This window comes from Maridesulfovibrio sp., from assembly GCF_963676065.1.
GTDB lineage: Bacteria > Desulfobacterota > Desulfovibrionia > Desulfovibrionales > Desulfovibrionaceae > Maridesulfovibrio.
The window spans coordinates 2,234,499-2,259,617 of sequence record NZ_OY780933.1 but is presented as its reverse complement, the minus strand read 5'-3'; the positions used below and the strand labels follow the sequence as shown (position 1 = coordinate 2,259,617).

The 25,119-nt window shown below is 46.6% G+C and carries 25 protein-coding genes and 1 tRNA gene; 13 read left to right on the top strand and 13 right to left on the bottom strand.

Annotated elements, in window-relative coordinates; all coding sequences use genetic code 11:
• Positions 1-11: 11 nt before the first annotated feature.
• On the bottom strand, positions 12-2,651 hold the full coding sequence (locus ACKU35_RS10000) for a hypothetical protein (protein WP_319759080.1): 2,640 nt from the start codon (positions 2,649-2,651) through the stop codon (positions 12-14).
• 29 nt (positions 2,652-2,680) lie between these two features.
• Here ACKU35_RS10000 and ACKU35_RS09995 point away from each other — a divergent pair, with 29 nt between their 5' ends.
• On the top strand, positions 2,681-3,043 hold the full coding sequence (locus ACKU35_RS09995; protein ID WP_319759079.1) for a molybdenum cofactor biosynthesis protein MoaE: 363 nt from the start codon (positions 2,681-2,683) through the stop codon (positions 3,041-3,043).
• 42 nt (positions 3,044-3,085) lie between these two features.
• On the opposite strand, the gene ACKU35_RS09990 is transcribed toward ACKU35_RS09995, so the two are convergent.
• Complete coding sequence (locus ACKU35_RS09990) at positions 3,086-3,964, bottom strand: glycosyltransferase family A protein (protein ID WP_319759078.1); 879 nt, start codon at positions 3,962-3,964, stop codon at positions 3,086-3,088.
• Between the two features lie 173 nt (positions 3,965-4,137).
• Between ACKU35_RS09990 and ACKU35_RS09985 the strand changes: the two genes are divergently transcribed.
• A complete protein-coding gene (locus tag ACKU35_RS09985) occupies positions 4,138-5,241 on the top strand; it encodes a glycosyltransferase family 4 protein (RefSeq protein ID WP_319759077.1) in 1,104 nt (367 codons plus the stop codon).
• 180 nt (positions 5,242-5,421) lie between these two features.
• Here ACKU35_RS09985 and ACKU35_RS09980 read toward each other — a convergent pair whose 3' ends face one another.
• From ACKU35_RS09980 to ACKU35_RS09960, 5 genes are all read right to left on the bottom strand, one after another.
• Positions 5,422-6,348 (bottom strand): lytic murein transglycosylase, encoded by a 927-nt coding sequence (locus tag ACKU35_RS09980; protein ID WP_319759076.1) that lies wholly within the window; start codon positions 6,346-6,348, stop codon positions 5,422-5,424.
• Positions 6,349-6,363: 15 nt separating this feature from the next.
• Positions 6,364-6,585 (bottom strand): dual CXXC motif small (seleno)protein, encoded by a 222-nt coding sequence (locus ACKU35_RS09975; protein ID WP_319759075.1) that lies wholly within the window; start codon positions 6,583-6,585, stop codon positions 6,364-6,366.
• A 134-nt stretch (positions 6,586-6,719) separates the two neighbouring features.
• Positions 6,720-8,147, bottom strand: a complete 1,428-nt coding sequence (locus ACKU35_RS09970; RefSeq protein WP_319759074.1) for a TolC family protein — start codon at positions 8,145-8,147, stop codon at positions 6,720-6,722.
• Positions 8,148-8,257: 110 nt separating this feature from the next.
• Complete coding sequence (locus ACKU35_RS09965; RefSeq protein WP_319759073.1) at positions 8,258-9,034, bottom strand: MogA/MoaB family molybdenum cofactor biosynthesis protein; 777 nt, start codon at positions 9,032-9,034, stop codon at positions 8,258-8,260.
• 22 nt (positions 9,035-9,056) lie between these two features.
• Positions 9,057-9,761, bottom strand: coding sequence for a DUF1614 domain-containing protein (locus ACKU35_RS09960; RefSeq protein ID WP_319759072.1), 705 nt, complete (start codon positions 9,759-9,761; stop codon positions 9,057-9,059).
• 132 nt (positions 9,762-9,893) lie between these two features.
• On the opposite strand from ACKU35_RS09960, the gene rfbA reads away from it, so the two are divergent.
• Together rfbA and ACKU35_RS09950 are read left to right on the top strand one after the other, a co-directional pair.
• Positions 9,894-10,778, top strand: coding sequence for a glucose-1-phosphate thymidylyltransferase RfbA (rfbA, locus tag ACKU35_RS09955; RefSeq protein WP_319759071.1), 885 nt, complete (start codon positions 9,894-9,896; stop codon positions 10,776-10,778).
• Entirely contained in the window at positions 10,775-11,260 is a 486-nt protein-coding gene (locus ACKU35_RS09950) for a hypothetical protein (protein WP_319759070.1), read from the top strand. Before rfbA ends, ACKU35_RS09950 begins: the two co-directional genes overlap by 4 nt.
• 64 nt (positions 11,261-11,324) lie before the next feature.
• On the opposite strand, the gene ACKU35_RS09945 is transcribed toward ACKU35_RS09950, so the two are convergent.
• Positions 11,325-11,468 (bottom strand): hypothetical protein, encoded by a 144-nt coding sequence (locus ACKU35_RS09945; protein WP_319759069.1) that lies wholly within the window; start codon positions 11,466-11,468, stop codon positions 11,325-11,327.
• Positions 11,469-11,694: 226 nt separating this feature from the next.
• Between ACKU35_RS09945 and ACKU35_RS09940 the strand changes: the two genes are divergently transcribed.
• A complete protein-coding gene (locus tag ACKU35_RS09940; RefSeq protein ID WP_319759068.1) occupies positions 11,695-12,240 on the top strand; it encodes a PilZ domain-containing protein in 546 nt (181 codons plus the stop codon).
• Between the two features lie 36 nt (positions 12,241-12,276).
• Positions 12,277-13,248 carry a D-2-hydroxyacid dehydrogenase gene (locus tag ACKU35_RS09935; protein WP_319759067.1) on the top strand — a complete coding sequence of 324 codons (972 nt, stop codon included), beginning with the start codon at positions 12,277-12,279 and terminating at the stop codon, positions 13,246-13,248.
• Here the strand turns inward: ACKU35_RS09935 and ACKU35_RS09930 are convergent.
• The 3 genes from ACKU35_RS09930 to ACKU35_RS09920 all read right to left on the bottom strand — a co-directional run bounded on the left by ACKU35_RS09930 (position 13,245) and on the right by ACKU35_RS09920 (position 14,509).
• Positions 13,245-13,625 (bottom strand): response regulator, encoded by a 381-nt coding sequence (locus tag ACKU35_RS09930; RefSeq protein ID WP_319759066.1) that lies wholly within the window; start codon positions 13,623-13,625, stop codon positions 13,245-13,247. The genes ACKU35_RS09935 and ACKU35_RS09930 overlap by 4 nt on opposite strands.
• Positions 13,626-13,823: 198 nt before the next feature.
• Positions 13,824-14,213 (bottom strand): hypothetical protein, encoded by a 390-nt coding sequence (locus tag ACKU35_RS09925; RefSeq protein WP_319759065.1) that lies wholly within the window; start codon positions 14,211-14,213, stop codon positions 13,824-13,826.
• Between the two features lie 92 nt (positions 14,214-14,305).
• Positions 14,306-14,509, bottom strand: coding sequence for a hypothetical protein (locus ACKU35_RS09920; protein WP_319759064.1), 204 nt, complete (start codon positions 14,507-14,509; stop codon positions 14,306-14,308).
• A gap of 241 nt (positions 14,510-14,750) precedes the next feature.
• On the opposite strand from ACKU35_RS09920, the gene rdgC reads away from it, so the two are divergent.
• From rdgC to ACKU35_RS09895, 5 genes are read left to right on the top strand one after another with little or no spacing between them, the layout of a single operon-like run.
• Entirely contained in the window at positions 14,751-15,368 is a 618-nt protein-coding gene (gene rdgC, locus ACKU35_RS09915) for a recombination-associated protein RdgC (RefSeq protein ID WP_319759063.1), read from the top strand.
• Positions 15,369-15,401: 33 nt separating this feature from the next.
• Complete coding sequence (locus tag ACKU35_RS09910) at positions 15,402-15,935, top strand: hypothetical protein (protein WP_319759062.1); 534 nt, start codon at positions 15,402-15,404, stop codon at positions 15,933-15,935.
• A gap of 2 nt (positions 15,936-15,937) precedes the next feature.
• Positions 15,938-16,501, top strand: coding sequence for an arylesterase (locus tag ACKU35_RS09905; protein ID WP_319759061.1), 564 nt, complete (start codon positions 15,938-15,940; stop codon positions 16,499-16,501).
• Positions 16,502-16,559: 58 nt separating this feature from the next.
• Complete coding sequence (locus tag ACKU35_RS09900) at positions 16,560-17,687, top strand: patatin-like phospholipase family protein (protein WP_319759060.1); 1,128 nt, start codon at positions 16,560-16,562, stop codon at positions 17,685-17,687.
• On the top strand, positions 17,684-18,898 hold the full coding sequence (locus tag ACKU35_RS09895) for an ABC transporter substrate-binding protein (RefSeq protein ID WP_319759059.1): 1,215 nt from the start codon (positions 17,684-17,686) through the stop codon (positions 18,896-18,898). Before ACKU35_RS09900 ends, ACKU35_RS09895 begins: the two co-directional genes overlap by 4 nt.
• A gap of 6 nt (positions 18,899-18,904) precedes the next feature.
• Here ACKU35_RS09895 and ACKU35_RS09890 read toward each other — a convergent pair whose 3' ends face one another.
• Complete coding sequence (locus tag ACKU35_RS09890; RefSeq protein ID WP_319765384.1) at positions 18,905-19,594, bottom strand: VTT domain-containing protein; 690 nt, start codon at positions 19,592-19,594, stop codon at positions 18,905-18,907.
• Positions 19,595-19,737: 143 nt separating this feature from the next.
• Here ACKU35_RS09890 and ACKU35_RS09885 point away from each other — a divergent pair, with 143 nt between their 5' ends.
• Both ACKU35_RS09885 and ACKU35_RS09880 read left to right on the top strand, forming a co-directional pair.
• Entirely contained in the window at positions 19,738-21,435 is a 1,698-nt protein-coding gene (locus tag ACKU35_RS09885; protein WP_319759058.1) for a YcaO-like family protein, read from the top strand.
• Positions 21,436-21,494: 59 nt separating this feature from the next.
• Positions 21,495-21,581 (top strand) — tRNA-Leu (locus tag ACKU35_RS09880).
• A 575-nt stretch (positions 21,582-22,156) separates the two neighbouring features.
• Here the strand turns inward: ACKU35_RS09880 and ACKU35_RS09875 are convergent.
• Positions 22,157-24,754 (bottom strand): autotransporter domain-containing protein, encoded by a 2,598-nt coding sequence (locus ACKU35_RS09875; RefSeq protein ID WP_319759057.1) that lies wholly within the window; start codon positions 24,752-24,754, stop codon positions 22,157-22,159.
• Between the last annotated feature and the right edge of the window lie 365 nt (positions 24,755-25,119).

Below are 25,119 nucleotides of genomic sequence, written 5' to 3'. Positions count from 1 at the left end.
CAAACGGAAAATCAATCATCATCCTTGCCGTCATCAATAAGGAAAAGCTCTCTCTTCTTTTTCTCAAAGACTACAGCGGCACGGAACGCTGAAATTGCCAGCGCCAGAATACTCAGAATCAGGATCAAACCTTTTTGGAATTCCCATTTTTGACGGATAATCATATCGATAATAAAATTTGAATGAAAATTATTCGAATAGTAAATCAACAATGGAATGCAGAGTAATGCCAGTCCGAGAAAAACGACCTCAAGCCAGACAAAACTTCTGCCCAGCAGCATGATGAATAGAGTTGAATCCCGCACAACCCTGAGTGTGACCAATCTTTTTCTAAGTTTTTTAAGCCGGTCATCAATCCGGTTGAGATAGCGTTGTGTCTTGCGAAAAGTCTCCGCGGCATTAAGCTGTTGGGTTTTAATCCAGTAAATTTTATCAGCGCAGTAGTTAAAATCGCTATTGAATTCGGTTAATAGTTTTGGAAATGGAAACCAGGAAGCCTCCCGCTGGACATCCAACAGTTCCTCACGGTAAATTTCCAATTTTTTATTAATTACCTTGATTTCATATTCCACACGCTTTTCAATTTCATCAGTAAGCCGGGCAATCCCGCTGATAAGTTGCCGGAATGCGACATAGTTTTTAACCTTGGCCAATTTGTTCATCCGGTCCATGAAACGGTTAGCTTCGTCCGCGAATTCATGGCCTTCCTCAAACCACTGGGCGATATTGGAAGACAGGGTATCCATGCCCGACGCAACTTCCTTGGCCTCGGACTCGGCCACCGCCCAAAGTTCCCCCATTTCCTGCAGGACCGTCAGCCGACCCCGGTCGAGTTCAGGATCAATGGCAGCCCGGTTAAAATAGTGAGGATCTTTTTCAATAACGTCCTGAAACAGAGTCACTGCCTGCTCCGCGAATCCCATCTTGACCATACACACAGCCCGGCGATATTGAGGCTCCAGCCATTCAGGGCAGATATTATGAACTTTCCTGTATAAATCGCTGGCCTCTCCATATTCTCCCGCGACTTCCTTCATACGTCCCTGCAAATAAACAAAATATCCCTGCTGCAAAGGAGAGTAGCAGAGCCTTTCAGCTTCCTGCCAATAAAATAAAGCCTGATCGGGATCACCGTTTTCAAGTTCATAAAAAGCCATCAGCGCTCTGGGCTGATAACTGCGGCTGAACCGGATCATGGCATTTTTAATCAACGTTTCCGCCTCATTGTAAAAGCGATTGCGTAAGGCTTCGTACGCAGACCAGATTAATTCGCCCTCCTCCGGGCCCTGATCATTGATTCCAAGCGGCCAATCTTTACCTCGGCAACGCCAGACCATATACAGTGTGCGCAACTGGGATATAGAGTTTATAGAGAAAAGCGCGCGGGTTATAACTCCTTCATAGCCCTTGCTGCTATTAAGGATTTTGGAAAATTCATCGACAAGATCCTCTTTATCCTGCATCTGGAGGTCAATACTTTGAAAACCTTCGTTGAACTTATCGCCGTCGATGGCTGCAAGCTGTTTCCAGACCACCGGGTCCAGACCGCTCAAGCTGCGGCTCGGACAGTTGTCGGGGCTATGATTTTTCATTCCGCAATAAAAACAATCTTCGTATTCACCCACTGAAACTTTACGGGAAATTGTCACCGATACGGCAGACGATCTGGAATCCTGCACACCCTGCTTGAGGCTGACATGGCACCATCCGTCCACGTTTTCCTGATCGCTGCCGAAACGTACTTCATTTACAGCGAAATCATCGCCCAACAAAAAAGCATCGCGATAACGCAGATGCGGGCAGTCCGGAGTTAGCTTGTCCCAATCAAGGTTTACCTTGCGCAGGATATCGTCGTTGAAGCTCATATTCATCTGGGGAACAAGGGCCATAACCGAGGGCCAATAGGATACTTCTTCGGTCTGTTCGTTGGTCCTGACCCGATCGATAAGCATGAGCAGCTCACGTAGAAAAGTCCTGAGCAAGGAAAACGAGCCGATGGGCAGGATGACTTTAACCTCTGAAGTAATGTACTGAATTCCGAGTTTCTGCAGCATGACCTGCACTTCAGAAAAAAAAGAACGCCAACCCTTGATAAAATCTTTATCGGAGGGATTCCCCACCGGAATAAGGATAAAGTACCAACTTTGCAGGGAATCGTAGCCCAGACTCTGATCCGGAATCAGCGAAAGCCACCCGGACTTGGAAATACCGGTGGGAGTTCTGACTTCTTCAAGCTCAAGTCCGGCAATTGCTTTTATCCAGTCAGCAAGCTTGGGGTGGATGTGAATATCAAATTCAGTTGGAAGAGATGTTTCCTGATTTGCAAATTCACCGTCTACTTTCAGGGAAAGCCCCAGATTATAATCAACCAGAAGAGTGGCAGGCATCACCTGAATATACACCGGCATAGGATTGAGTCTTGCCCAGATTTCAAGCCGGGAGACAACCCTAAAGACATCATCGCTGAAGAAAAACCAGTAAGCCTGATTTGATTCCTCGCTCATCATTCTGCCGCCGAAATCACGCATACTGCGCACAATGGAATCTTCAAGAGTGCCAGCCCAGACTATCCAGACACCGAAACCTCGATTTACCATGCGTGAATGGCTGACAACCGGTAATTTTTCCAATAAGCTTGAAATCGAATACAAAACAAAAACTCCTTACCTGTGGAGGAATTATGGACATTTCAAAAAAAATTGCAGAACTTAAACAGGACCCGGAATTTGCCGATAATGTGGGCATGATCCTGATCCATAATGGTATTGTCCGCGGCTGGTCGCGGGGTACCCGTGAAAAAGTTACCGGCATAGAAATCAAGGCCGATCATGAAAAAATTGAACAGATCCGTGAGGAACATGAAAAATTCCCCGGGATATACAAGATCGTCACACACGCCAACGAAGGCGTCTTCAAACCAGGTGACGATGTACTCTTCCTAATCGTTGCAGGCGATATCCGTGAGAATGTCAAGGCTTGCCTTGCCAGCCTGCTGGATAGGGTCAAAGCCGAAGCCTTCACCAAAAAAGAAATAATGGCTTAAATTTATGGTAGTGGTCCGGGGTTATAAATATCCCGGCCCACTTTATTTTTCAATTATTTCAGCCGGTGAAACCTGTTTTCCTAAAACTATGTCCTGTACCAGCCTTTCAATCCTCGCGGCCTGTGCTTCACGTCCCCTTTTCCGACATCCACCAACATAAAATCCAGCCTTGAGCTGTAACTCCTCAACAGCCATGGTCTGTTCTTCTACAGACAGTTTTCCACTGTATAGCAACTTTGCTATAGCGTATATTCTGTATAAATCCAAACACCCGACACTGTTGGAAAGCTGGTCCGGCCTTCCTCCATGCTTTACAGTCAGCCGTTCACGCAAAAGCCCCACAGGATACTTAAGCCCCACCCGCAACCAGAGGTCATAATCCTCGCAGGCCGGCATATCCTCATCAAACGGTCCAAGCTCATCCCAGAGAGCGCGGCTGAACATCACACACGAGGGGCTGACCATACACATAGAAAGTGAACGATCAAAAAACATCCCCTCGGGTTTCTCATGCTTCTTACACTGATTGACCCGTTTACCTTTGCGAATCCATATCTCATCGGTCTGGCTGATTTCAAATCCGCCCTCTTCCATGAACGGGACCTGCTTCGCGAGCTTGTCCGCAAGCCACTCATCATCAGAATCGAGCAAAGCGATGAACCTGCCACACGAATTGGCTATTCCAAAATTTCTGGCAGCTGAGACTCCCCTGTTCTCCTGCAGGAGCACTTTCAGCCGAGAATCGGAATATTCTGCCAGTTTTTCAGAGGTATTATCGGTAGAACCATCATCCACTATAATGCATTCAAAATCGATGAACTTCTGTTCCAGCACAGAATCAACTGCCCGGCAGACAGCTTTCTCCCTATTATAAGTAGGTATAATGACAGAGACTTTTGGTGCTACACTAAGATTATCCAATTAATCACCTATACTGCTTCATTAAAAATAATTCATATGCCAAATGTTATTTGCTCATATTAGTAAAAAAACATATCCTGTGTACAGTTACACAAGGCTAATTTTTCAGAACATAATCAAAATCGGTTATTTTTTTAGACCCTTTAGTTCTTTACGGAATACCACCAACTCACATGCGAATTTTCCAAGTCATCAATGTCCGCTGGTTCAACGCCACTTCATGGTATGCCCTATATTTAAGCAAATTACTGCAAGATGCAGGGCATGACGTGCTGGTTATCACCGTTCCCAACTCCGAAACCGAGGCAACCGCCCTTGAAATGGGGCTTAACGTGAAAACCATTGAACTTAACTCCGCACGGCCTCATAAGCTTATAAAAGCCTGTTCACAAGTTTTTGCACTGGTAAAAAAACACAAACCGCACATGGTGAACTGCCATCGCGGGGAAGCATTTTTCTGGTGGGGAATCCTGCGTAAAATACGTATGGGTTTCAAACTGGTGCGTACACGCGGCGACCAAAGGCTCCCCAAAAGCGATTTTTTCAACCGCTACCTGCACTCCAAAATAGCCGACGCTGTGGTCGTTACCAATAAAAGAATGGCCGACCATTTTCTCAAAAAAATGGAGTTGGACGAAAGCAGGCTCTGGCTCATCCACGGCGGTGTGGATAGCGACAAGTTCCACTTTAATCCGCAGGGCCGAGAAAAGATACGCAAACAATTCGGTTTTTCCGATAACGATATCGTCGTCGGAATGCTCGGCAGATTCGACCGGGTAAAAGGCCAGAAGGAACTTATCGAAGCACTGGCCAAAACCCGTATCAACGTGCAGGGCAAAAGCATCAAACTTTTTTTGATCGGCTTTCCTACCGCCACCAGCAAACACGAGGTGGATACATGGCTGAAAGACAACAACATAGCTGACATCACCGCCATCAGCGGAAAATGCGAAGACGTAAACGCCTGTATTTCAGCCATTGATATCGGGGTTGTTGCTTCACTCTGGTCCGAGACAATTGCCCGCGCGGCACTTGAAATAATGGCCTGCGACAGACCGCTAATCTCAACCTCGGTTGGAGTAATGCCGGACCTGCTGCCCGAGCAGGCCATTGTACCGCCGCAAGATGTTACGCAGCTTTCTTTAAAACTGACTGAGACAATAAACAGGCCTGAATTTCTGGAAGAACTTGTTGTTGAGCACAAAAGGACCATGTCCCAGCTTTCAGGAGAAAATTTTCTAAAACGAACCATGACTCTATACCAGAGTATAATGTAATGCCCACGGTTCCCGGACCGGTAATGATTATTTCATAAGACCGGACCGGATGTGCACTAAACGCAAATAAAAAAGCGCAATATAACATTATATTGCGCTTTTTTATTTCAAACCGACTTAAAGGCTCAAGTCTGATGAATACCGTAAAATTATGATAAGGTTCAGGGCTGCTTCTTCAGATTAAGCCGGGCCGAAAGTAGAACGAATCTTTTCAAGCTGGCGGGCCACTTCGTAGATAGTTCGGGCATAGACCATGGAATGATTGTAACGATAGATGACTTTCAGTTTCTTTTCCTTACTCAAAGAATTTGTCCAGCCGTGCCGCTCCAGAAAACTGGCCATACTGAACAAGGCATCGTCGCGTCCGAAAAGATCAATACGCCCGTCACCGTCACCATCCACAGCATAATGCAGGGCGGTACTGGGCATGAACTGGCATATCCCGAAAGCTCCGTACGGTGAACCGGGAATATCCGTTGGAACAATTGTATTATCTGAAGAAAATTTAAGTAACGCCGAAAGTTCCCTGTAGGCCCAATCGGCCTTTTTCTGGGTTCTTTTTTTCAGCCAACGCATATCCTCATCATCAAGCTTTTTGTATCCGAGTTCATCAAAAAATTTTAGGGGATCCGAACTGGCAGCCATATTGGCCAGATTATTAAAGGCCGGCGCATTTCCGAGGGTGAAACCAAGCTTGGTCTCCACAAGCAGCAGGGCAACCACAACAGAAGGAGCGACCCCGTAACGCTTGTCTATTTTCAGCAATAAATCATAATGTTCACGAAGATAGGAATAGCCCCCAGCCAGCATGACCGGGCTTATATATCTTTCATCAAATTGCTTTTCGCGAGCGACTTTCTTCGCCGGAGGCTCAAATCTGCGCTTGAGAAGAACGCGCATCTTACGGGCCATCATTGTGGAATCATATTTAAGTGAGCTGGCGGAAAAAACCGAATCCACATATTCCCGGTTAAAGCCATCGGTAACCAATCTATCTTTGAGCCCGTCCCAGCTATGGGAATCAGTCGCGGAAGCGGATGCGGCAGCGGCAAACACAACGCCAGCAATTAAAAAGATAAAAAGAACCACTCTGAATTTTCTGAACATTTCTGCATTCATCCCCTATAGTCTGTTCATGGGTACGTTTGCCATTTCCTCTTCAAATTCATCATCAATAAATTCAGAATAATCTGCAATATTAAATTTTTTACCGCATTCTCCGCAGCGTAAAATAACTCTAGGACACTCACGGTAAGTATATAGATCACCTCCGCATGCACGGCAGTGTCCATTATGACCTTCACCGGCATCAGCGGTGTTTTTGAAAACTCTTTTATTAAACATTATTCTCTCCATCCGCTTAAACATATAAATTTTATAGCAGCACAATGTCTACAACAAAAATCCGGCAGACTGCTGCGAAGCAATCTGCCGGACGAATAAACTCAATGCATCAGATTAAAATCTGATCCTGACAATTAATTGGTTTTAAGTGATGGATTCATATCACCCATTGCAACATAAAGCTTAGCCAATGCAACCTGATAATCCGAAAGAGCCTGAATAAGCTGGGCTTCACTATCACTTAAGCGTGATTGCGCGTTAAGTACTTCGTTGTTTGTGCTCACCTGAGCCTGATACCGGGCCATGGCCATGCGATAACCTTCACGTCCGGCTTCTACAGACTTGCGGCCTACACCGATACGGTCAGCAGCAGCTTTAAGACTGAGCATCTGATCCTTGATTTCGTATTCCGCTTCAAGCCTTGTATTATCGTATTCAGCTTTAATCTTTTTAACATTCTCTTCAGCACGTTTGGAATCATAGTAGGTCTGACCCCAGCTGAAGACTTCCCAGTTCACGTTTGCCCCTACATTCCATGAATCGGGACGATTCTCATAATTATATTTATTCTTGCTTACTGAGGGGTCGCCGCCTGCACTGCTGTAATTGAAATCCGCAGTCAAATCAGGATAATAACCGCTTTCAGCGAGGGTCACATCTTTTTCAGATATTTCCACGGCCTTACGTGCGATTTTCAAATCCGGACGGCCTTTTTCCGCTTTACCGATGCATTGATCAAGGGTCATGGAAAAAGGCAGATAAGTCAGCTCACCTGAATAATTAACTTTCTTTTCGATGGGCAGATTCAGCAGAGTGTTCAGCCTTGCAACCTTTGAATCCACAGAGTTTTTAGCGATGAGCAGATCCTGCTCCGCGTTGGCAAGCTCTACTTCCGCCTGCAAGACATCCACTCTGGGTCTAAGGCCGACCTGATAAAAAGCCTGAATAACGTCCAACTGCGATTGCAGACGGGCAACGGAATCCTGCTTACTTTTAACTTCCATACGTCCCTGCAGCAAAGTCAGAAATGAAGTCTGAATATTACTGATCAGAGTCAATTCCGCATTATAGAGGCTGGCCTCGGTGGACTCGCGTTGAAGTTTTGTTTTCTGATATTTGGAAAGCAGTTCAAAACCCTTGAAAATCGGCTGGCTGATCTTAGCGGTAAATGCCCATTTATCCTGATAATCAGCTTTTACATCGCCATTGCGTGGCTGATCACTGTAATGGGTATAACCGTAAGTGGTGGTCACAGGAGCACCGAAAGCACCGCGCTGCCTCTTCACATCACTTTCTGCGGCAAGGAGATTCTTGCGGGCTGCGATGATGGTAGGATTCTGCTTCAGACCAAGCTCGACACACTCTTTAAGAGTGAGAGTCATATCTGCATCCACATCTCCATCCGTAACGGCCTGCGGAACCTGAACGGTAGCCTGCTCCATAGAGACGGTAGCATTGTCCTGACCGGAGGCATTAGCACTCTCGACCTGCTGTGCATTGGCGAAACCGGCCACTGACAACGTAAAAATTAATACAATTAAAAATGAAATAATGCGCTTCATTCTTCACATCCTGAGCGTGCTGTTATTATTTAAAAGAAATTAATATACAAAATCAGACCCTATATAGATGTTCCTGAGCAGGGAATCAAGTGTCAATTTTGTTTTAAACACTATGAAACCTGCGCACAATCGGTTTTATCCCCCTGCAGTTTATCAACCGTATGTTTCAAAGCAGGCAAAACGGCCTCAAGACTTTCCCGGACAGCTTTGGGACTTCCCGGGAAATTAACAACCACGCTATCACCTATGGTTCCGGCTACAGCTCGGGAAATCATCGCGTGAGGCGTCTTGGCAAGCCCTGTCATGGTTATTGCCCGCTCAAAACCGGGCAGCCTTTTATCAATGACCGCCATGGTTGCTTCGGGGGATACATCACGCGGGCCGACTCCGGTTCCCCCGGTAGTCATGATCAGATCGAAACCGTCTACATGGGCAAGATGCATCAGCAGTGCCTTCAAATCATCACTTTCATCAGCAATCAGATATCCCTGCACGATGGAAAGCGGAAGTGCATTTTTTATCATTTCAGCAATGAGGGGTCCGGCCTGATCTTCGCGCTCGCCTGCCGCCCCTTTGTCGCTGAGAGTGACATATGCCAGGGAATAGCCTTCTTTTGTCACTGAAACTTCAGTCTGTTCCCCGGGCAGCTCGCTCAAAACTTCCGCTGTCCAAGACTTTGCTCCCGGAATACCGGCTGTCCAGATGCCGGAGATTACACGTAGGACCCCTAATCCGGATACAGTCAGAACCGCTCCGGAACGCAGCTTGGGAATTTCACCGCTAAGGACCGCACATTGACACCCTGCAGGCATAAAACTGGTTTCGCCAAGCAAAATTATGCTACCTGCACCAGCGCCTTTTACCTTGGAAAAATCACATTTAAACACAGAAATATCTCCCTTATAAAAATCAGGCCAGTAATACGGCCAGAATACCGGTGATAAAAATACCGTCGAAAGTTCCCGCACCGCCAATGGAAACGAGCGGAGCGTCCAGCATCCGCCGAGTAGCCGGAGTAGCTAAATGCAACAAATCAGCTCCTATCAAAGTTCCCAGACTACCCGCAACATAAGCCGCTATAGGCGCCATTTCACCCTGAACAAAAATCAGGGCGGCCAGAGCGGTAATCAGCGGTGGAATAAGCACCGGAATACCAATCCCAACCCCCGGAATGGGCCGGGCAAGTGCATAGGCAGCTGCGCTGACCACTGCGATGCAAAGCAGAATGGAAAAATTGAACCCTGATCGACTCAGTAGGGAAAGGGAAAGAAGCACCGGGATAACGCAACCGCCCAGATTAACGGCTACGACCTGATTAGTCAGGGTTGCAGTTTCACGCTGTCCGTTAATAGGAGAATAAGGATTAAACATGCGGACACGCCTGACGGTTATATCCGGAACCAGCCTTTCCGAACGGAAGATCGGAATATTCACACCGCTTCCGAAAAGGGTCGCTATCAGCAGCAGAAAGCCCTGCCCCGGGGTCAGTCCCAATTTGGAGAAGGCCACGGTAACAAGACCAACCTGTACAAATATAAACAAAAAGAATATGAGGACAAAAAATATAATTCCCAGAAACATGACTGTCGGTAAAGAAAACATGGGTCCACGCATCCAACGAAACTCCTTTTTTGCAGATGTGCACAATTTCTGGTTATTAAATGCTATAAATACAGACACCACAAGATTTTATTGCTAATTTAGCTGTGAATAAACGAATAATACAAGCACAAGGAAGGTGCAAATATGAAAGGAATAATTCTGGCTGGTGGTTCAGGAACTAGACTTTATCCCCTGACGAGAGTAGTCAGCAAACAGCTCCTGCCCGTCTACGATAAGCCAATGATATATTACCCGTTATCAATCCACATGATGTCGGGCATCCGGGATATCCTGATCATTTCCACCCCCGAAGACCTGCATAGATTTGAAGACCTCCTCGGCGACGGTTCCCACCTCGGGATCAACATTTCATACAAGGAACAGCCCAAGCCGGAAGGTCTCGCGCAGGCATTCCTCATCGGAGAAGATTTCATAGGCGACGATAACGTCAGCCTGATTCTAGGTGATAACATATTCTACGGTCATGACCTGCCACACATACTGCAAAAAACCGCTTCCTTAAATGAAGGCGGAACCGTCTTCGCATACGCTGTCAAAGATCCCAGAAGATACGGCGTTGTAGAATTCGACAAAGAACAGACCGTGATCAGCATTGAAGAAAAACCGCAAAAGCCTAAATCCAAATTTGCCGTGACCGGATTATATTTTTACGACAATTCAGTTATTGAAATTGCCAAAAAAATAAAACCGTCAGCTCGCGGAGAGCTTGAGATAACCGATGTAAACAATGAATACCTCAAACAGGGCAAACTCAATGTAGAACTCCTTGGACGCGGCTATGCATGGCTGGATATGGGAACTCACCAATCTCTTCTTCGGGCGGCCTCATATGTGGAAGCCGTACAGGAAAGACAAGGATTTATGTTAGCCTGTCTGGAGGAGATAGCCTTCCGCATGGGTTACATCTCCCTAGATGATATGAAAAAGCTGGCGGACGGCATGCTTAAAAACGACTACGGACAGTATCTGATTGAACTCTATAACGACGCGAAGGCGATAAACTCATGAAAAAGATAGGACTCTGTTTGGTAATTATTGTTGCGCTACTTGCTCCGGCAGCTGGTTTCTGTGCAGTACAGGACCTCTCCGTTCAGTTCAGCAAACTTTCAGATACCGAAAAAGCCATCAAGACATTGCGCATGGAGATAGATAAGATAGCAGGATCAGACACTCGCCCGGACAGGGTCTATGCCCTGCAGGATATGGCGGATATGTGCAAGACCAGCAAAATGCAGGTCCACAGCCTGAGCTCACTTTTTTCGGTGGTGAATCTCGTAAAAAAAGAAAAAAAATTCCAAAGCCGGGAAGCCAAGCTGCTCAAAAAGAAATGCGGATACGCTTTTAATGATTTCAAGCGACGTAAATTATTTATCAAGGATATCAGTGCCAAAGTAAAGGAAGAGAGGGTTCAGGCATTGGCCCGGAGATTTGATGCCCAGTTAAAAATAATTCTGGAGCAACTCTCTGAAATAAACAGCAAATTTGAATAAAAAAAAGGCGCGTAATACGCGCCTTTTTTACTGGACCGGGGTTCACCCCCCTCCAAAAAAGTTCCTAATGATGACCTTCTTTTTTGCCTTCCTCGATTCTGAAAAATGCCATGAACAGAATCCATGCAAGGTAAACAAAAATAAGAGAAACACCTACAAAGCCAGCTGTGCTGCTATGGCCCATGTTATGAATCAGTTCGCCTATCATGCCCAAATACCTCCAAGTATTTAACCAGATTTATTACCAAAATTTTGAATATACTTCTCTATTATTTGCAAGAATGTCAAGCTCTAGTTTAAGTATAAATATTGACAAAGAATCATAGACAGATATGATAAAAAAAGATTGCATCTCATATTTAATTTAATAATGCTGACAAGTTGAAAATCCTTCACACTTTATTTATCCAAACACCTTTCATCAGGGGTAACGAATGGGCAAGGATAAGAAAAAAACTGGGCTGCTCAGTACACTAACGAGCAAGCTCGACCGCATGCTGGGCAGAAAAAAATGCGAATCGCTGGACATTGATTACAAACCGCAAAAAACAGTTCCAGCCGCCCGCAGAGCCTATCGAATAGAAGTTGACAACATGCATGTTATCTGCCGGAAACCAAGGGTCAAATGCAGAATTCTAGATCTAAGCGCCAGCGGAATCGGCTTTGCCAGCTCTAAAGAATTTCCTGAGGGAACCGTTCTGGATACGATTTTGCTCTGGTCTGGAAAGCCCATCCTTAAAAATCTTAAACTGAAAGTTATGCGCCGAACTCCTAAAGTTGTCGGATGTGAATTTATGGATCTGGAAAGATCCCAAGACAAAATCATCAGCAAAATAATTCTCGCCGCCCAGAAACGGCTTATCCAAAAGAAACATTCAGGCAAACACCCGGACCACACGGAAGAAGAAATTGCAAAAGAAGTCGAAGCCCAGAAAAAACGCGGCGTAGTTACCGCTTCCAATAAAAAGATCAAGCTTTAATCCCGATTAAAGGGCCGGAAAACAAGGAACACCACAATGAAAACAGTTATTCTCGACAGCTATACACTCAATCCCGGCGATAATCCCTGGACCGATCTGGAAAAAATTTGCGAGCTGACCGCCTATGACCGCACCTCACCGGACCTGATACTTGAACGGTCCATGGATGCAGAGATAATCCTCACCAATAAGACCATACTCAGCGCCGAAACCATCAATGCCCTGCCGAACTTAAAATTCATCTCCGTACTTGCAACCGGGTATAATGTGGTGGATCTGCAAGCGGCAGCAGCGCGTAACATTCCGGTATCAAATGTTCCGGGCTACTCGCCTCCTTCAGTTGCCCAGCACGTATTCGCCATGCTGCTGAATCACGCAAACAGGATTGCCATGCATGATCAGGCAGTAAAAAACGGGCAGTGGGCAGAGCAGGAGGATTTCTGCTTCTGGACTGCCCCGCTCATCGAACTTGCCGGGAAAAAGATGGGCATCGTCGGATACGGTGATATAGGCAGGAAGGTGGGAAGTATAGCGAACTCATTCGGCATGGAAGTCTTGGTTTACGCGCCGAGGCCTAAACCGGCACCGGATTATAAACCTTTCAGTTTCGTTCCCCTTGAGCAACTTTTCCGGGAAGCGGATGTTGTTTCCCTTCATTGCCCGCTGACCGCCGACAATGAAAAATTTATCAATAAAAATCTGCTCTCAACCATGAAGTCTAACGCTTACCTGATCAATACCGCCCGCGGACCGCTCATCAACGAAGCGGATCTTGCCGCAGCGCTGACCGAAGGAGTTATAGCCGGTGCAGGACTCGATGTTGTGGAGGCGGAACCCATGCTCCCGGGCAATCCCCTTTCGGGAGCTCCGCGCCTGACGATAACCCCGCACATTGCATGGGCAACTCTTGAAGCGCGTTCAAGACTGACCCAGACAACCGTGGCTAATGTAAAGGCTTTCGTAGACGGAAAAACTATAAACGTAGTTAACGGTGTAGGAAAAGCCTAGGTTGCTTCACCGGCTCCGTACTTTTGGACAGTGGAGATAAGATCCGCTTTACGGACAGGCTTGGTAATAAAAAAGTCACAGCCTACTTCGTAGGCCCGCTCTTCATTCTCGGGAAGTGCGTGTGCGGTAACAGCGACAATCGGGGTCTTGGTCCGCTCATTTTTGATTTCAAAGTCACGAATGAGGGTCGTTGCTTCGTATCCGTCGGTCACCGGCATTTCAATATCCATAAGTACAACATCGTATTCATTGCGCTGAAAATAATCAAATGCCTGACTACCATTCTCAGCTACATCTATAGAATACGGAAAACTCTTCAGGTACAACTGCACCAGAAGGACATTATTTTCACAATCTTCGGCAAGTAAAATTTTCAATGGTTTAACAGCTCCATCAATGCGAGGTGTTCTTTTCTCAGAATAATACATCAGCTTCCAATACTTCCTGTAGAATTATCACAAGACAGACTATTTCTCCAAGTCTGCCCCCTTCGTTCAAGGTAGTTTGATATATCAACACCACGGCAAAATCAACCGACATAAAATAAAAATAATAATACCCACTCAAAGATCAGTTTAATCCGCAGAAGACGACGCTAAAGATCTTAACTCGGCGACAAAATTCTCCAGATCGTTACGTTCGCCGTGCTTATAATTTTCAGGATAAAGCAGGGCTGACATGAAAAACACACTGCCGACCCTAAGCGACTGCGCCGCGGATTGCGAAAACCTTTTTATCCTTTTCATAACCGCAACTAGCGCGGGATTTTCCTCTTGGACAATCTCAACACTCTGCTCCTCAAGCGAGGCCAGTTTCAAGGCCTTGGCACGCATCAGTTCCCTGTACGCGTCCTCGTCACCCTCATTATGCAGGACATGATCTGCTTCACGCTCTATTTCACGTATTTCAGAAGCTTCCTTCTCCAGCCAGGCTGCCAATTGCATGTACGGATTACCGGAACTCATTTTTACTCCCTTTAATTTTTATTACCGTACATTTTTAAATCCTCAGCGAAAAAAAAAGCAAGGGAAAAATCACGCCAGTAAAACTTCTGCAATCAAAGAGATCCGCACATATGGCGATAATTACCGCACTCAAGCTTATTGATAAACGGACAGGTACTTTTCATAAACCACTTCTTACGCGGGCACCAGAAACGGTCCTTGAACGGCTCGTTGCACCCTTCGGATGTCAACATTTTTCTACGCTGATTACCTACAACGAAATAATTACCTTCGATCCGTACATCCATGAGAGTCATAACGACCTCCACCAGCTTGCATCAGTTCTTACTAACTGAATCCTCCTTGAGGGGTTGCCTAATTTACAATCTTCTACAACTAAATTATATTATGCACCTAATATGCCATACTCGTTGATTGGCAATTCTTTCCCTTTACATCAGGGGCGAATGAACATAACTATTGTCGATTGTATTTTTCATCACAGCGAAATAAATCCGGCATTGCCAACAAAATGACTGCCGGTTCAAGGAGCATGCTTTGCCAATACTTTCAGCCAGCACAGGAATCACAAGGTACAGGATTCTGGAAGAAGTCAGCGATGACTTAATTCGGGAAATACCCGAAAAATTAGCTAAATTCGCATTCATGGATATTGATCACACTGCGGAAGAACGTTCCTTCGGTTGGGTGAACATGGATGATATGCTTGATGATAAATGGGCTGTATCGCCACCTGAAAAGGCCCAGTATTTCACCTTCTCTCTGCGCCTTGATACCCGCAGAATTCAGCCCGCGGTGCTGAAAAAACATTTTCAAATAGCTCTCAACCACGAGTTGGCCGAAGCAAAGAAAGAAGGAAAAAATTTCGTATCACGGGACCGTAAAAGGGAAATCAAGGAACAAGTGAACCTAAAACTGCGCGCACGTTCCCTGCCCATCCCGGCTGTTTTCGATGTGGTCTGGAACGTTCCTGAAAACCGGGTCTACCTTGCCGCTACCAACAGCAAGGTTATGGACCTCTTTACCGACCATTTTTCCGACACTTTTGAACTGACCCTTGAACCGCTGACTCCCTTCTTTCTGGCAATGGAAATACTCGGCGAAGAGGCTGTACAGAAACTCGAATCGCTCGATCCCACCTATTTTGTAGGCTAGGGACTAAAAGAATTTACTTAAAGGAGCATAGTTATGGACCTCATGATGCTTGCCGAAAGGGAAAACACTCTTCTGGGTCAGGATTTTCTGACCTGGTTGTGGTATAAAAGCGAAATTATGGACGGCATGTTCGAACTGGAAAACGGCGAACGCTTCATGCTCTATATGGAGCAACGCATGTCCGTTCAGGGTGGCGACGGAGAAAACGTGGATACCGCCACTGTAAACTCCGCCAGCGGAGATATGACCGAAGTCCTCTATGGACTGCGTACAGGTAAAAAAGTAACCCGCTGTCAGTTGAAGATGGAAATCGACGAAAACCTCTGGCAGGTTCAGATCAAGGCCGAAGATTTCACCATGAGCGGGCTGAAGACCCCCAAAGTCGAAATGAAAGATGAAGAAGGTGATGATCCGGACGCAAAGTTTCTGGAAAAAATTTTCCTTATAGAAAAATGCCTCACACTCTTTGATCATGTTTTCAAAGAATTCATCACCATCCGCATCTCTGATCAGTGGAAAGATGAAGTCGCCAGCTTTCAGAACTGGCTGCGCGAGGGAGAAAAATAAGCATGGCAAAAATAACATTGGCAGCCTTCGGCGACAGTCTTACAGAAGGGTACGGTCTTCCGGCGTACAGTTCTCTTCCGTCCCAACTTGAGCGCAAACTGCTTGAGGAAGGCCTCCATGTTGAAATAAATAATTTCGGCCTGTCCGGGGATACCTCCGCGGACGGGCTGTTTCGCCTTGCCGATGTATTAGAGAGCGCACCGGATGCTGCCTACATAGAATTCGGAGCCAATGACTGTTTCCAGCTGATGGACCCGCAGCAGACTAAAATGAACCTTGAGCGCATGGTGGAAGCATTTCAGGAAGCAGCCATTCCCATTCTGCTGCTCGGCTTTAAACCCATGAATTTCACGCCCCATTCCTACGCCTCTGAATTTAACCGCATATTCACGGAAATTGCTGAAAAATTCAGCATTCCTCTCTACCCTAATCTGACCAAAGGCATTGGAGAATCACCGGAATTCTACCAGCCGGACGGAGTTCACCCCAACAGCGAAGGCGTGGCAGTCATGGTCGAAAACATGTTTCCAGCCTTTAAAGACTTTTTGAAATCCATCTCCGGGTAATTAATATTGTTTTTTGCACCCAGCCAATGTATCTTTCCATGTAAATCACGGAGAGATAATGGAAGACAAAGACAAGCCGGGATCCCTCGAGAAAACAGAACAGCCTAAAAAAAACGGGCAGCCTGAGGCTTTAAAAAAGCCTGAAAGTCCTTCCGTGGCTTTGATCATCGGTTCCGAAGGCATAAAATCCTTTTGCGCCCTGCCATTTATCGAATACCTGCAGTCTGAAAATATCGAGATAGACCTTGTGATCGGTGTAAGCGGCGGTGCCCTGCTCGCCGGCTTCATGGGTGCCGGTTATAATCTAAAACAGATTCAGGACGTTTTTTCCAAAACCGTCGACCCGCGCTTTTACACCGATGTGGACTACAACTCAGTGCTGGAAATCGCCAGCAACGGCATGGGAAAATTCACAGCAGAATCCGGCATACTCAAAACAGACTGCCTGCGCCGGACCTACGAAAATCTCTTCAAAAAAACCGATATCTCCGACCTCTCACCGAAGACACTTATCGCTACAACAGACCTGCAAACCGGAAAACCGGTCATCCTTGAAAAAGGAAATCTCGCTCAGGCCATCTACGCCAGCAGCGCCATTTATCCGCTTATGCCCCCCGGTAATGTGGATGGAAGAAGACTCATTGACGGAGCCTTTTCATCCCCTGTTCCGATTATGGAATGCGTGAAACGGCAGATAGATATCATTATTGCCATTTACTTTGATGATGCCTGCAACCCGGAACCGGACAGTTTTGTTTCCAGCTATTTCAATACATCGCGCATCTTCAAACGCTCCATCCTGACCAGTCAGCTGCCTCTTTCTATTGATCTGCACCACCACGAAATAATCCCGGTTTACATCAAACACCCCCGGCCCATCGAACTCTGGGAAGTGAAAAAAATCACTGAAATCGTACATGCCGGAAAAGTCGCATTCACGAACAAAAAAGATTCCTTCAAAGAAGCGGTAACGGAATTCAAGAAAAAAAGAGAATTGCGTGAAGAAAGCCGGCGCAGATCAGAAGAGCAAAAAATCGAAAAGGAAAAAGTTTCCACGAAAAAAGATCGCCCAAAGACTGTAGAGAAAAGACCAGAAATGACCGGAAACAAAAAAGGAAAAACGGAACAAAAAAGAACTTTCAAGATTATAAAAACACGCAAAGAGCGTAAAGGAAGCGGCGTATGAGATTTTTTGCTGTCTTACTGGCCTGTTTCTGTTTCCTGAATTCACCGGCCTTTGCCGGGGAAATGGTCTTGGGGACAATATTCGAGCTGAAAGGCAGTCTGGCGCCTACAGCACAGGAAGCTTTAAACGGCGCACTGCTGGCAGCAAAAAAAATTAATGAATCAGGCAAGCACAGTAAAATCCAGCTGGAGATTGAATCCAGTACCGGCCAACCCAGCGGAATCTTGAAGGTAGTTGATTCGCTTGTTGAAACCAGAAAAATAATCGCCGCAACGGGCATAATCTCCGAGGATACGGCTCTCACAGCTGCGCCGGCATTTCAAGCTGCCAACCTTCCTTTCCTGTGCAGCGGTGCTCAGGCCGATTATCTGTCGCACATCGGTTCCAATATTTTCAGCCTTGCTGTACCGGATATCAGGACCGGCCAGCTGCTTGCTGAATTCTCCACTAATTCCATGCTGGTCAACAACATAATGCTGATCCGCTCGGACCTGTCCGATAGCTCCGCCCGGCAGGCTGACAGCTTTGCCCGCCGCTTCAAACAAAACGGCGGAAATATAATGGCTGAAATGCGTATCACCGAGGCAGACCAGAATCTTTCTTTTATCAGTGAAAAGCTGAAAGATTTGATCCCGCCCGAAAATACAAACAGCACAGTAGTTGATGATACTGTCGGAGCCAGCGATTTTGATGATAGTGCAGCGGAGATAACCATCCAGAAACGGGATGCCGAACCGGACCGGCCGCAGGTGGATGCAGTGATAATTTTCACACCGGCTCACATCGTTGCAAAGCTGCTGGAACAGCTCAAAAACACGAAACCGTATCCAATTCTGGGTGGGATGACCTTTGATACAGTTTTCATGCAGCAAAGAATGCAAGAATATCCGGATACTATATACTATGCTTCACAAGCCTCAATGGACCGGGAAGCCCCGATTGTACGTTCATTTGTTAAGTCCTATGAGGGACTTTTCGGGAATGCCCCACAGACAGGGTACGCGGCGCTGGGGTTCGACTCCATCATGCTCCTTGCGGCAGCGGGCGAAAAAGACTCCACAGCAGCTGGCATCCGTAATGGACTCGCGAGAATAACAAATTTTGAAGGAGTCTGCGGAAAAATATCTTTTCACGGGAACGGCGCAGAAAAGCCTATCTACATCATACAAATGGAATCAGGGCAGAAATCATTGGCCACCATGCTTGAATAGCCCTGATCATTCATCAGCTTCAATGCTTCGGCGCACCGCCCGCACAAGGAAATAAATCAGCAGAGCCGCTGCAACCAGCACACCAAGCATGGTCAGGTCCAGACTTCCCTTACGCACCCCGGCGGAAAGCAGATGCCCCCCGGTGGTAAGAAAAACCGTCTCGGGAACAAGGCAAAGCACACTCATCACAATATAAGGCAGAAAACGCACACCTGTAGCAGCCCATAAATAATTCGCCACCGGATACGGAACCACCGGAACTATCCGGCTTAAAGCCAGCACCTTGATTGGATGCTTGCGGCTGAGCATTTCCATTTTCATAAAATTGGGGTCAGTCCTGAACCTTTTGATCACCCTTTCTCTGAACACAAATCGCCCCAGAAAGAATGACAATGAAGATCCTACGGCCATACCCGTCAGACACATAGCCGTACCCTTTGCCGCACCGAAAAGCACCCCGGCAACGACAGTAAACAGGGTCTGGGGGATTATCAGAACCATGCCTATCACATTTATCAGCATGAATAAAAACGGCGCGAAATTACCTCTGGCCTGAATCCAATCGGTTAAAGCGGAGAGATGCCCCTCGCCCCAATGCTCGATCGCAAGGGAAACAGCCCCGACAAACAGCAACATAATAATCCCGTGTAAAATCATCTTTTTCGAATAATGTTTCACCGGATGTTTCTTTTCCATCTTCACTTACTTCTCCCAATTCCATACCTTCAAAGTCCGAAATAGACGTGACATCCAAATCATATAAGGATAACACACGCTGACCGGCTCAAAGTTTAATTACTTAAAAATCTCATTTCAGAAAACAATAATTAGGGGAAAATATGCGCTACGAACTCAAACTGATGGACACTCTTTCCGGAACCGGCTGCTTTGCCGCGTTCCCCGGTCCAAACCTGAGCTTCTCCGAAGTACTGGCCCATCTGGAAGCACATCCTTATGATGAATTTATGCATCGCCACATGCTGGATATGCTCGGCAAGCACCGCACACGTAAGATTCAAAAGCTGATCAAAGAGATCAAAGACGATCCAAAAAAGAAAGTCCTCGCCGCACTCATATACGAAGCAGCCGTAACCCACCCCCGGCTGGCTTCCATTCGCGCCGAAGTTGAAGCGGTATTTGACGCCGAAGAGCTGAAGGAATTCAGCCCGACCCTGCATCTGCGTTCTCATCTTCAGCAGGACCAGCCTCTGCACAACAAATGGACCGGACTCTTCTCCGATAATATGGACATGCACAAAGACATGCCTTCAGCAGAAGCTGCAGAACTAGAACCTTTGTACAAAAAAGATGAGCTGCCTTCTAAAATTTTCACCACCGCTTCCGAAATACGCGCAAAGCTGGAGGCAGAAAGCAAACTCCCCCCGGCCAAAGAACGCGCTCCCATTGAGCAAGTAACCGCAAATGCCAACAAGAAACTTGAAGCTGCAGGCGTATTCATGGGTCCGCAAATGCGCCAGAAAGGATGCCTCAGCCCCTTTGCGGTGCTCCATAACTGGATGGTTGAAAACCGCACCGCTAGCGGCAGTCTCGACAACTCCCTGCGTGCTATTCAAACCAGTTACGGACGTGGTTTCAGCTTTGAACAGGCTTGTGTTTCCTGCGCCATGGAAGTTGCCGAGCGAGTCAGTTCATACGCAACCATAGGAAAATCAGGTGTAGCAAACCGCACAACCGCCCTGCCTGTGGTCAAAGGATCATACGCGGAAATCTCCGAGCAGGGTCCGGCCCTCAACCCGGAAGACCTGAGCCTTGAAACACCTTACGCCGAGCAACAATTATGGTGGATGCCTGCGGAAAAATTCGACGGACAAAATCACGTAGCGACGCAGATTCCGGTTCAGCACGTTTTCCTATTCTGCAATCTTGACGAGCAGAATCTTTTCAGCGGCCTGAATTCCACCGGACTTGCATCGGGCAACACAATGGCTGAAGCACGTCTCAGCGGCCTGCTGGAAGTTCTGGAAAGGGATTCTGACGCAACTATCCCGTTTGATAAGGAGAAATGTTTCACCATCGAAACAGAAGATGAAGAAGTACAAAAACATCTCGATGCGCTCGCGCAAAGCGGGATTAACGTCTGGTTTCAGGACAAGACTTCTGAGCTCGGTATCCCCTGCTACACAGCCTTTGCTGTCGGCAAACACGGCGACATCAATAAAGGTGGAGGCTGCTCCCTCTCCGGTAAACGCGCTCTACTCTCAGCCCTGACCGAAATACCTTACCCCTTCCCCGGACCTCCCACAGCGGAAATTCCCGAAGGGCTGCCTGTCCGCAAGCTGGAAGAGCTGCCCGACCTGACCACCGGAAGCGCTGAAGGAGATGTGCTGGTCATTGAAAATACATTGGCAATTAATGGATTCACGCCATACTATGTAGACCTGACTCGCAAGGACCTCGAGATTCCGGTAACAAGGGCTATCGTCCCCGGTCTGGAAATTGTTTCTGATCTTGATAAATTCTCAAGAATCAGCAAAAGACTGTACAGAAACTATCTCGACATGAAAAATCTTCTGTAATATACTTAATCTAGACTTGACTACGTAAAAGACAAAGTATATCAAGCAGTACTTTCCGTGCCCGGATGGCGGAATTGGTAGACGCAAGGGACTTAAAATCCCTCGAGCTTACGCTTGTGCGGGTTCAACTCCCGCTCTGGGTACCACAAGAAAATCAAGGGTTTATGAACAACTTCTAAGTTGTCTCGTAGACCCTTTTTTTGTGCCTAACGCAATTTTGTACAACTTCTGTACAACTTTTTTAGTGACCGTGGATGATATGAGGTGACAGCTTTACTCAAAATCAGGACCATACTGAATCACCAGCATGATATTTTCACTTACCGCAAAAAATGCTCGTTTTTAAATAATCTCTAGAACACTTCTCTGGGGGATGAGGACACGGGTTAAAGCTCCCTGAGATTGATCCTTCGGCATGGCTGAGCTATCAGTCTCAACCAAGAACACCTAAACATTGAAGGTTATCCTGATTGGTCTGATTTGGTCACTGAGTGGATTGATTATTTTGGTGATTCTGTGGAAGTGCTGGAAATCATTTTCAGAACTTCAGGATAAAAAAAGATCAGAGTAAGAACCCCAGATTTAAACAATTCTGAAGAGAATTTTTGCGATCTTAATTATATGAGACATTAAAAATATTATTGAATTAAATAAACTTCTTACATATCGCTTATCGTTTATTCACAAGCAATAAATCTCTGCATGCGCTGACATAAACAACTTAAAAATCCATCCGCAGAACACCAAAAATGGAATTACTTTCCGTTGTTTCACCGTACTCTCCGGCATAGCTTAAGGTGAAGGAAGTATTCCCCTGCCCAAAAGTCACACCAAATTCTGGAGTCACACGATTGGAATCATTCTCTGTTGTCACCTGCGCTGAGGTTGTGGGTAAATACTGGAGGACTGTGATATCGTTGTTACCTATTGAATGAACAACTCCAAAGCCAGCATACGGTGTAACAAGAGTTTCCTTAATCAAAATATCATACTTGACACGTACCCCCAAACTCCCGTCAGCAAAAGTTTTATCCAAATCGTCATACGAGACCGCATTGGTGGCATCGGTCTCGCTGAACCCTTCTCGATGCAGATGGGTTATGTTCAGCCCGATGCGCGGAGCGACCTCCCAGTCTTTGGCTGGAGACCAGTGATAAATGGCCGTAAACTGGTTGGAGGTTAATATAGAGTCGTAATCGCCTTTGGCCGTCTGCGATAGCCCCGCATTGCGGGAAGATTCGTGAGTTGCATAAGTTGTGCTCAGGGTATCGCTAAAGGTCCAATCCTTCAACTTGTAGCCTCCGTATAGTCCGGCTACATATAAATACTGACTCTCTGAATCACCGGACACAAAATCTGACCCGCTGAAATCAATCTGGCCTATACCGATCCCGCCCATGAAACCCAACACCAAGTTCTCACCGAACTTGCGGTCAACGCCCAGTTCCAGCCCACCCATATAGGAATCATAACCCTCGTTTTCAGAATTGCCATTCCGGGAGACCTGACTGAATACAGGCTGTAAATACATGCCCCAGGACGACTCCGGTTTGCGAGGACTGAGCAATCCGGCGAGCGAGCCACTGGAAGCTACTAAAATTTCTTTATCACTATCCTGTCCGCTTTCCGCCAGCATACTCAGGTTGCGGCTCTGGGCAACAGAAGAAAAGGCCTGAGCCGAGGTCAGTGAAGCAACAGTCCCTAAAGAGGACTCGTCATCATGAGGGGTAAAAGATGTCGACACAGTCACGGTGCCTGAGGCATCATTATCAGTACGAGTTACCGTAAAATTAGGGTTGTTAGAGACCACGCCCGTAGTGCTAAGAGACGTACTGGCTGAAAGAATTTGCGAGGTAGTACCTACTGATCCGGAAGAAGGATCCACACCAAGTTTGCCGTCAATAGTCGCTGTTGTAACCGTGACGCCGGCCGTACTTTGCCCATAGGCCGCGATGTTCAGTGTTCCTCCGGAAGCGACAGTAAAACTTTTTGTGTTCAAGCTGACATCACGACCCGTGGTTAGTTCGGCACCGGAATAAACATTGATGGAATCAAAGACGGAGGCACTGGAACTCGCGCCCCAGATCCAATCTGTTGAGGTGCTGCCATCACCCACCTCTAGATTTTCAATATTGCTGAAAACTGAAGAAGTCGTGCCGGATCCCAACAATGCTAATTTATCAGTCCCTCCCCCCAGATCTACTGCTCCGGTCAGATTTGCACCAGTGCCCAGTGTCACTTTGTCTGCGCTGTTACCGGTTTTAATAGCATAAGCGGTACCGCTAGACGCAGTGGCCTTAAGTGCCCCCGTGACATATACATTGGCTGCGCCATCGGAATACAGGGCATACGCCCCGTTTCCACCCGTGGCCTCCACCGAGCCCGAAATCAGCATCGCATTATCAGCATCACCGCCGTTGAGTGTTCCTGAGGAATACAAGCCATAGGCTATGCCTCCGGCGGACTTGGTACTGACACTACCGGATAACGTTCCAATACTTATATAATCACCATAAAGACTATAAGCGGGAGCATTGACGGTTGTGACTGTTCCGTAAACATCTGCGGTGGCATACGTGCCACCAAGGGAAGAAGTATTTACATTACCGGACAATTCACCAATGGTGATCCCATCGTTGGAGCTAAATATACCGTAGGCAGTACCTTCTGTAGAGGTGGTACTCACTGTGCCGGACAGAGCTCCAATGTTTACATTACGAGTCCTTAAACCATAAGCTGTTGCGCCGTGATCATAGGTTAGTTCCGATAATCCACCGGTAGCATCTACTCCATTAGTGTAGACTAGTCGTTCCTCTGAAACTGAACCGGAAGCTGTACTACTTACTGTGCCGGACAAGGTTGTGATATTCGTTCTGCCACTGGCATATAGGCCGTATGAGTCACTATTGGAGGCCGAAGAACTTACCATTCCCGAAAGGGTTGTTATGTCTATTATTCCATGGCTGGACATCCCCCCCCTTGCCCACAGACCGGCAGCGGCGGCATTGGTACCCTCTGCGGTTACAGTCCCTGACAGAGTCTCAATATTCAAATTGCCGTCACTCGTGCCGCCATCAGCGTACAAGCCAAACGCCTGAACAGCATTCTCAGCTGTTGCACTCACTGCCCCGGCCATTGTCGTAATATTTATATCAGTAGAATATAGGCCGTAAGAATGAGCTCCGCTACCTGTGGCCGTAGCGCTCACAGTTGTTCCCGCCCCCAAATCACCTATATTAAGTAACGATGCAGAGGAATAAATACCATAGACCTCGGAACCAGAACCATCAGCAGAGTATGTCCCGCTAGTAAGGTTCACAGTATCTGTGGATGAAATATTTAAAGCATAATTGGAACTTTCTGCCGCAATTGCAATAGTAAAAGAGCAAAAAACAAACCCCAAAAATACGACTAGTTGAGCAAGCGCATGAAGCCTTATTTCTTTTATCACATCATTCCCTTTCATTACTTCAAATAGAACACTAAAATTATATGAAAAGCTCTATGTGTAAGAATATTTTCAAGTAACTAGTGTAGCCAACCAAATACGCACTAGAATCCATTCACCCTGACAATGCTTCAGAGAGAAATGGAATTGATTTATTTTGATAAAATACAGAAGAATGAAAGGTATGTATGTCCGCCAAAACACCTACAAATGTGCTAAAGATATCCAATAAAAAG

Excerpts from the sequence above, each read along its gene's own strand:
- ACKU35_RS09935 (WP_319759067.1), top strand. The coding sequence starts at position 12,277 with ATGAAAACAGTTATTCTCGACAGCTATACACTCAATCCCGGCGATAAT.
- rfbA (WP_319759071.1), top strand. The coding sequence starts at position 9,894 with ATGAAAGGAATAATTCTGGCTGGTGGTTCAGGAACTAGACTTTATCCC.
- ACKU35_RS09920 (WP_319759064.1), bottom strand. The coding sequence starts at position 14,509 with ATGACTCTCATGGATGTACGGATCGAAGGTAATTATTTCGTTGTAGGT.
- ACKU35_RS09945 (WP_319759069.1), bottom strand. The coding sequence starts at position 11,468 with ATGATAGGCGAACTGATTCATAACATGGGCCATAGCAGCACAGCTGGC.
- ACKU35_RS09905 (WP_319759061.1), top strand. The coding sequence starts at position 15,938 with ATGGCAAAAATAACATTGGCAGCCTTCGGCGACAGTCTTACAGAAGGG.
- ACKU35_RS09925 (WP_319759065.1), bottom strand. The coding sequence starts at position 14,213 with ATGAGTTCCGGTAATCCGTACATGCAATTGGCAGCCTGGCTGGAGAAG.
- ACKU35_RS09910 (WP_319759062.1), top strand. The coding sequence starts at position 15,402 with ATGGACCTCATGATGCTTGCCGAAAGGGAAAACACTCTTCTGGGTCAG.
- ACKU35_RS09985 (WP_319759077.1), top strand. The coding sequence starts at position 4,138 with ATGCGAATTTTCCAAGTCATCAATGTCCGCTGGTTCAACGCCACTTCA.
- ACKU35_RS09895 (WP_319759059.1), top strand. The coding sequence starts at position 17,684 with ATGAGATTTTTTGCTGTCTTACTGGCCTGTTTCTGTTTCCTGAATTCA.
- ACKU35_RS09890 (WP_319765384.1), bottom strand. The coding sequence starts at position 19,594 with ATGGAAAAGAAACATCCGGTGAAACATTATTCGAAAAAGATGATTTTA.
- ACKU35_RS09940 (WP_319759068.1), top strand. The coding sequence starts at position 11,695 with ATGGGCAAGGATAAGAAAAAAACTGGGCTGCTCAGTACACTAACGAGC.
- ACKU35_RS09970 (WP_319759074.1), bottom strand. The coding sequence starts at position 8,147 with ATGAAGCGCATTATTTCATTTTTAATTGTATTAATTTTTACGTTGTCA.
- ACKU35_RS09885 (WP_319759058.1), top strand. The coding sequence starts at position 19,738 with ATGCGCTACGAACTCAAACTGATGGACACTCTTTCCGGAACCGGCTGC.
- ACKU35_RS09960 (WP_319759072.1), bottom strand. The coding sequence starts at position 9,761 with ATGCGTGGACCCATGTTTTCTTTACCGACAGTCATGTTTCTGGGAATT.
- ACKU35_RS09900 (WP_319759060.1), top strand. The coding sequence starts at position 16,560 with ATGGAAGACAAAGACAAGCCGGGATCCCTCGAGAAAACAGAACAGCCT.
- ACKU35_RS09950 (WP_319759070.1), top strand. The coding sequence starts at position 10,775 with ATGAAAAAGATAGGACTCTGTTTGGTAATTATTGTTGCGCTACTTGCT.
- ACKU35_RS09980 (WP_319759076.1), bottom strand. The coding sequence starts at position 6,348 with ATGTTCAGAAAATTCAGAGTGGTTCTTTTTATCTTTTTAATTGCTGGC.
- ACKU35_RS09995 (WP_319759079.1), top strand. The coding sequence starts at position 2,681 with ATGGACATTTCAAAAAAAATTGCAGAACTTAAACAGGACCCGGAATTT.
- ACKU35_RS09975 (WP_319759075.1), bottom strand. The coding sequence starts at position 6,585 with ATGTTTAATAAAAGAGTTTTCAAAAACACCGCTGATGCCGGTGAAGGT.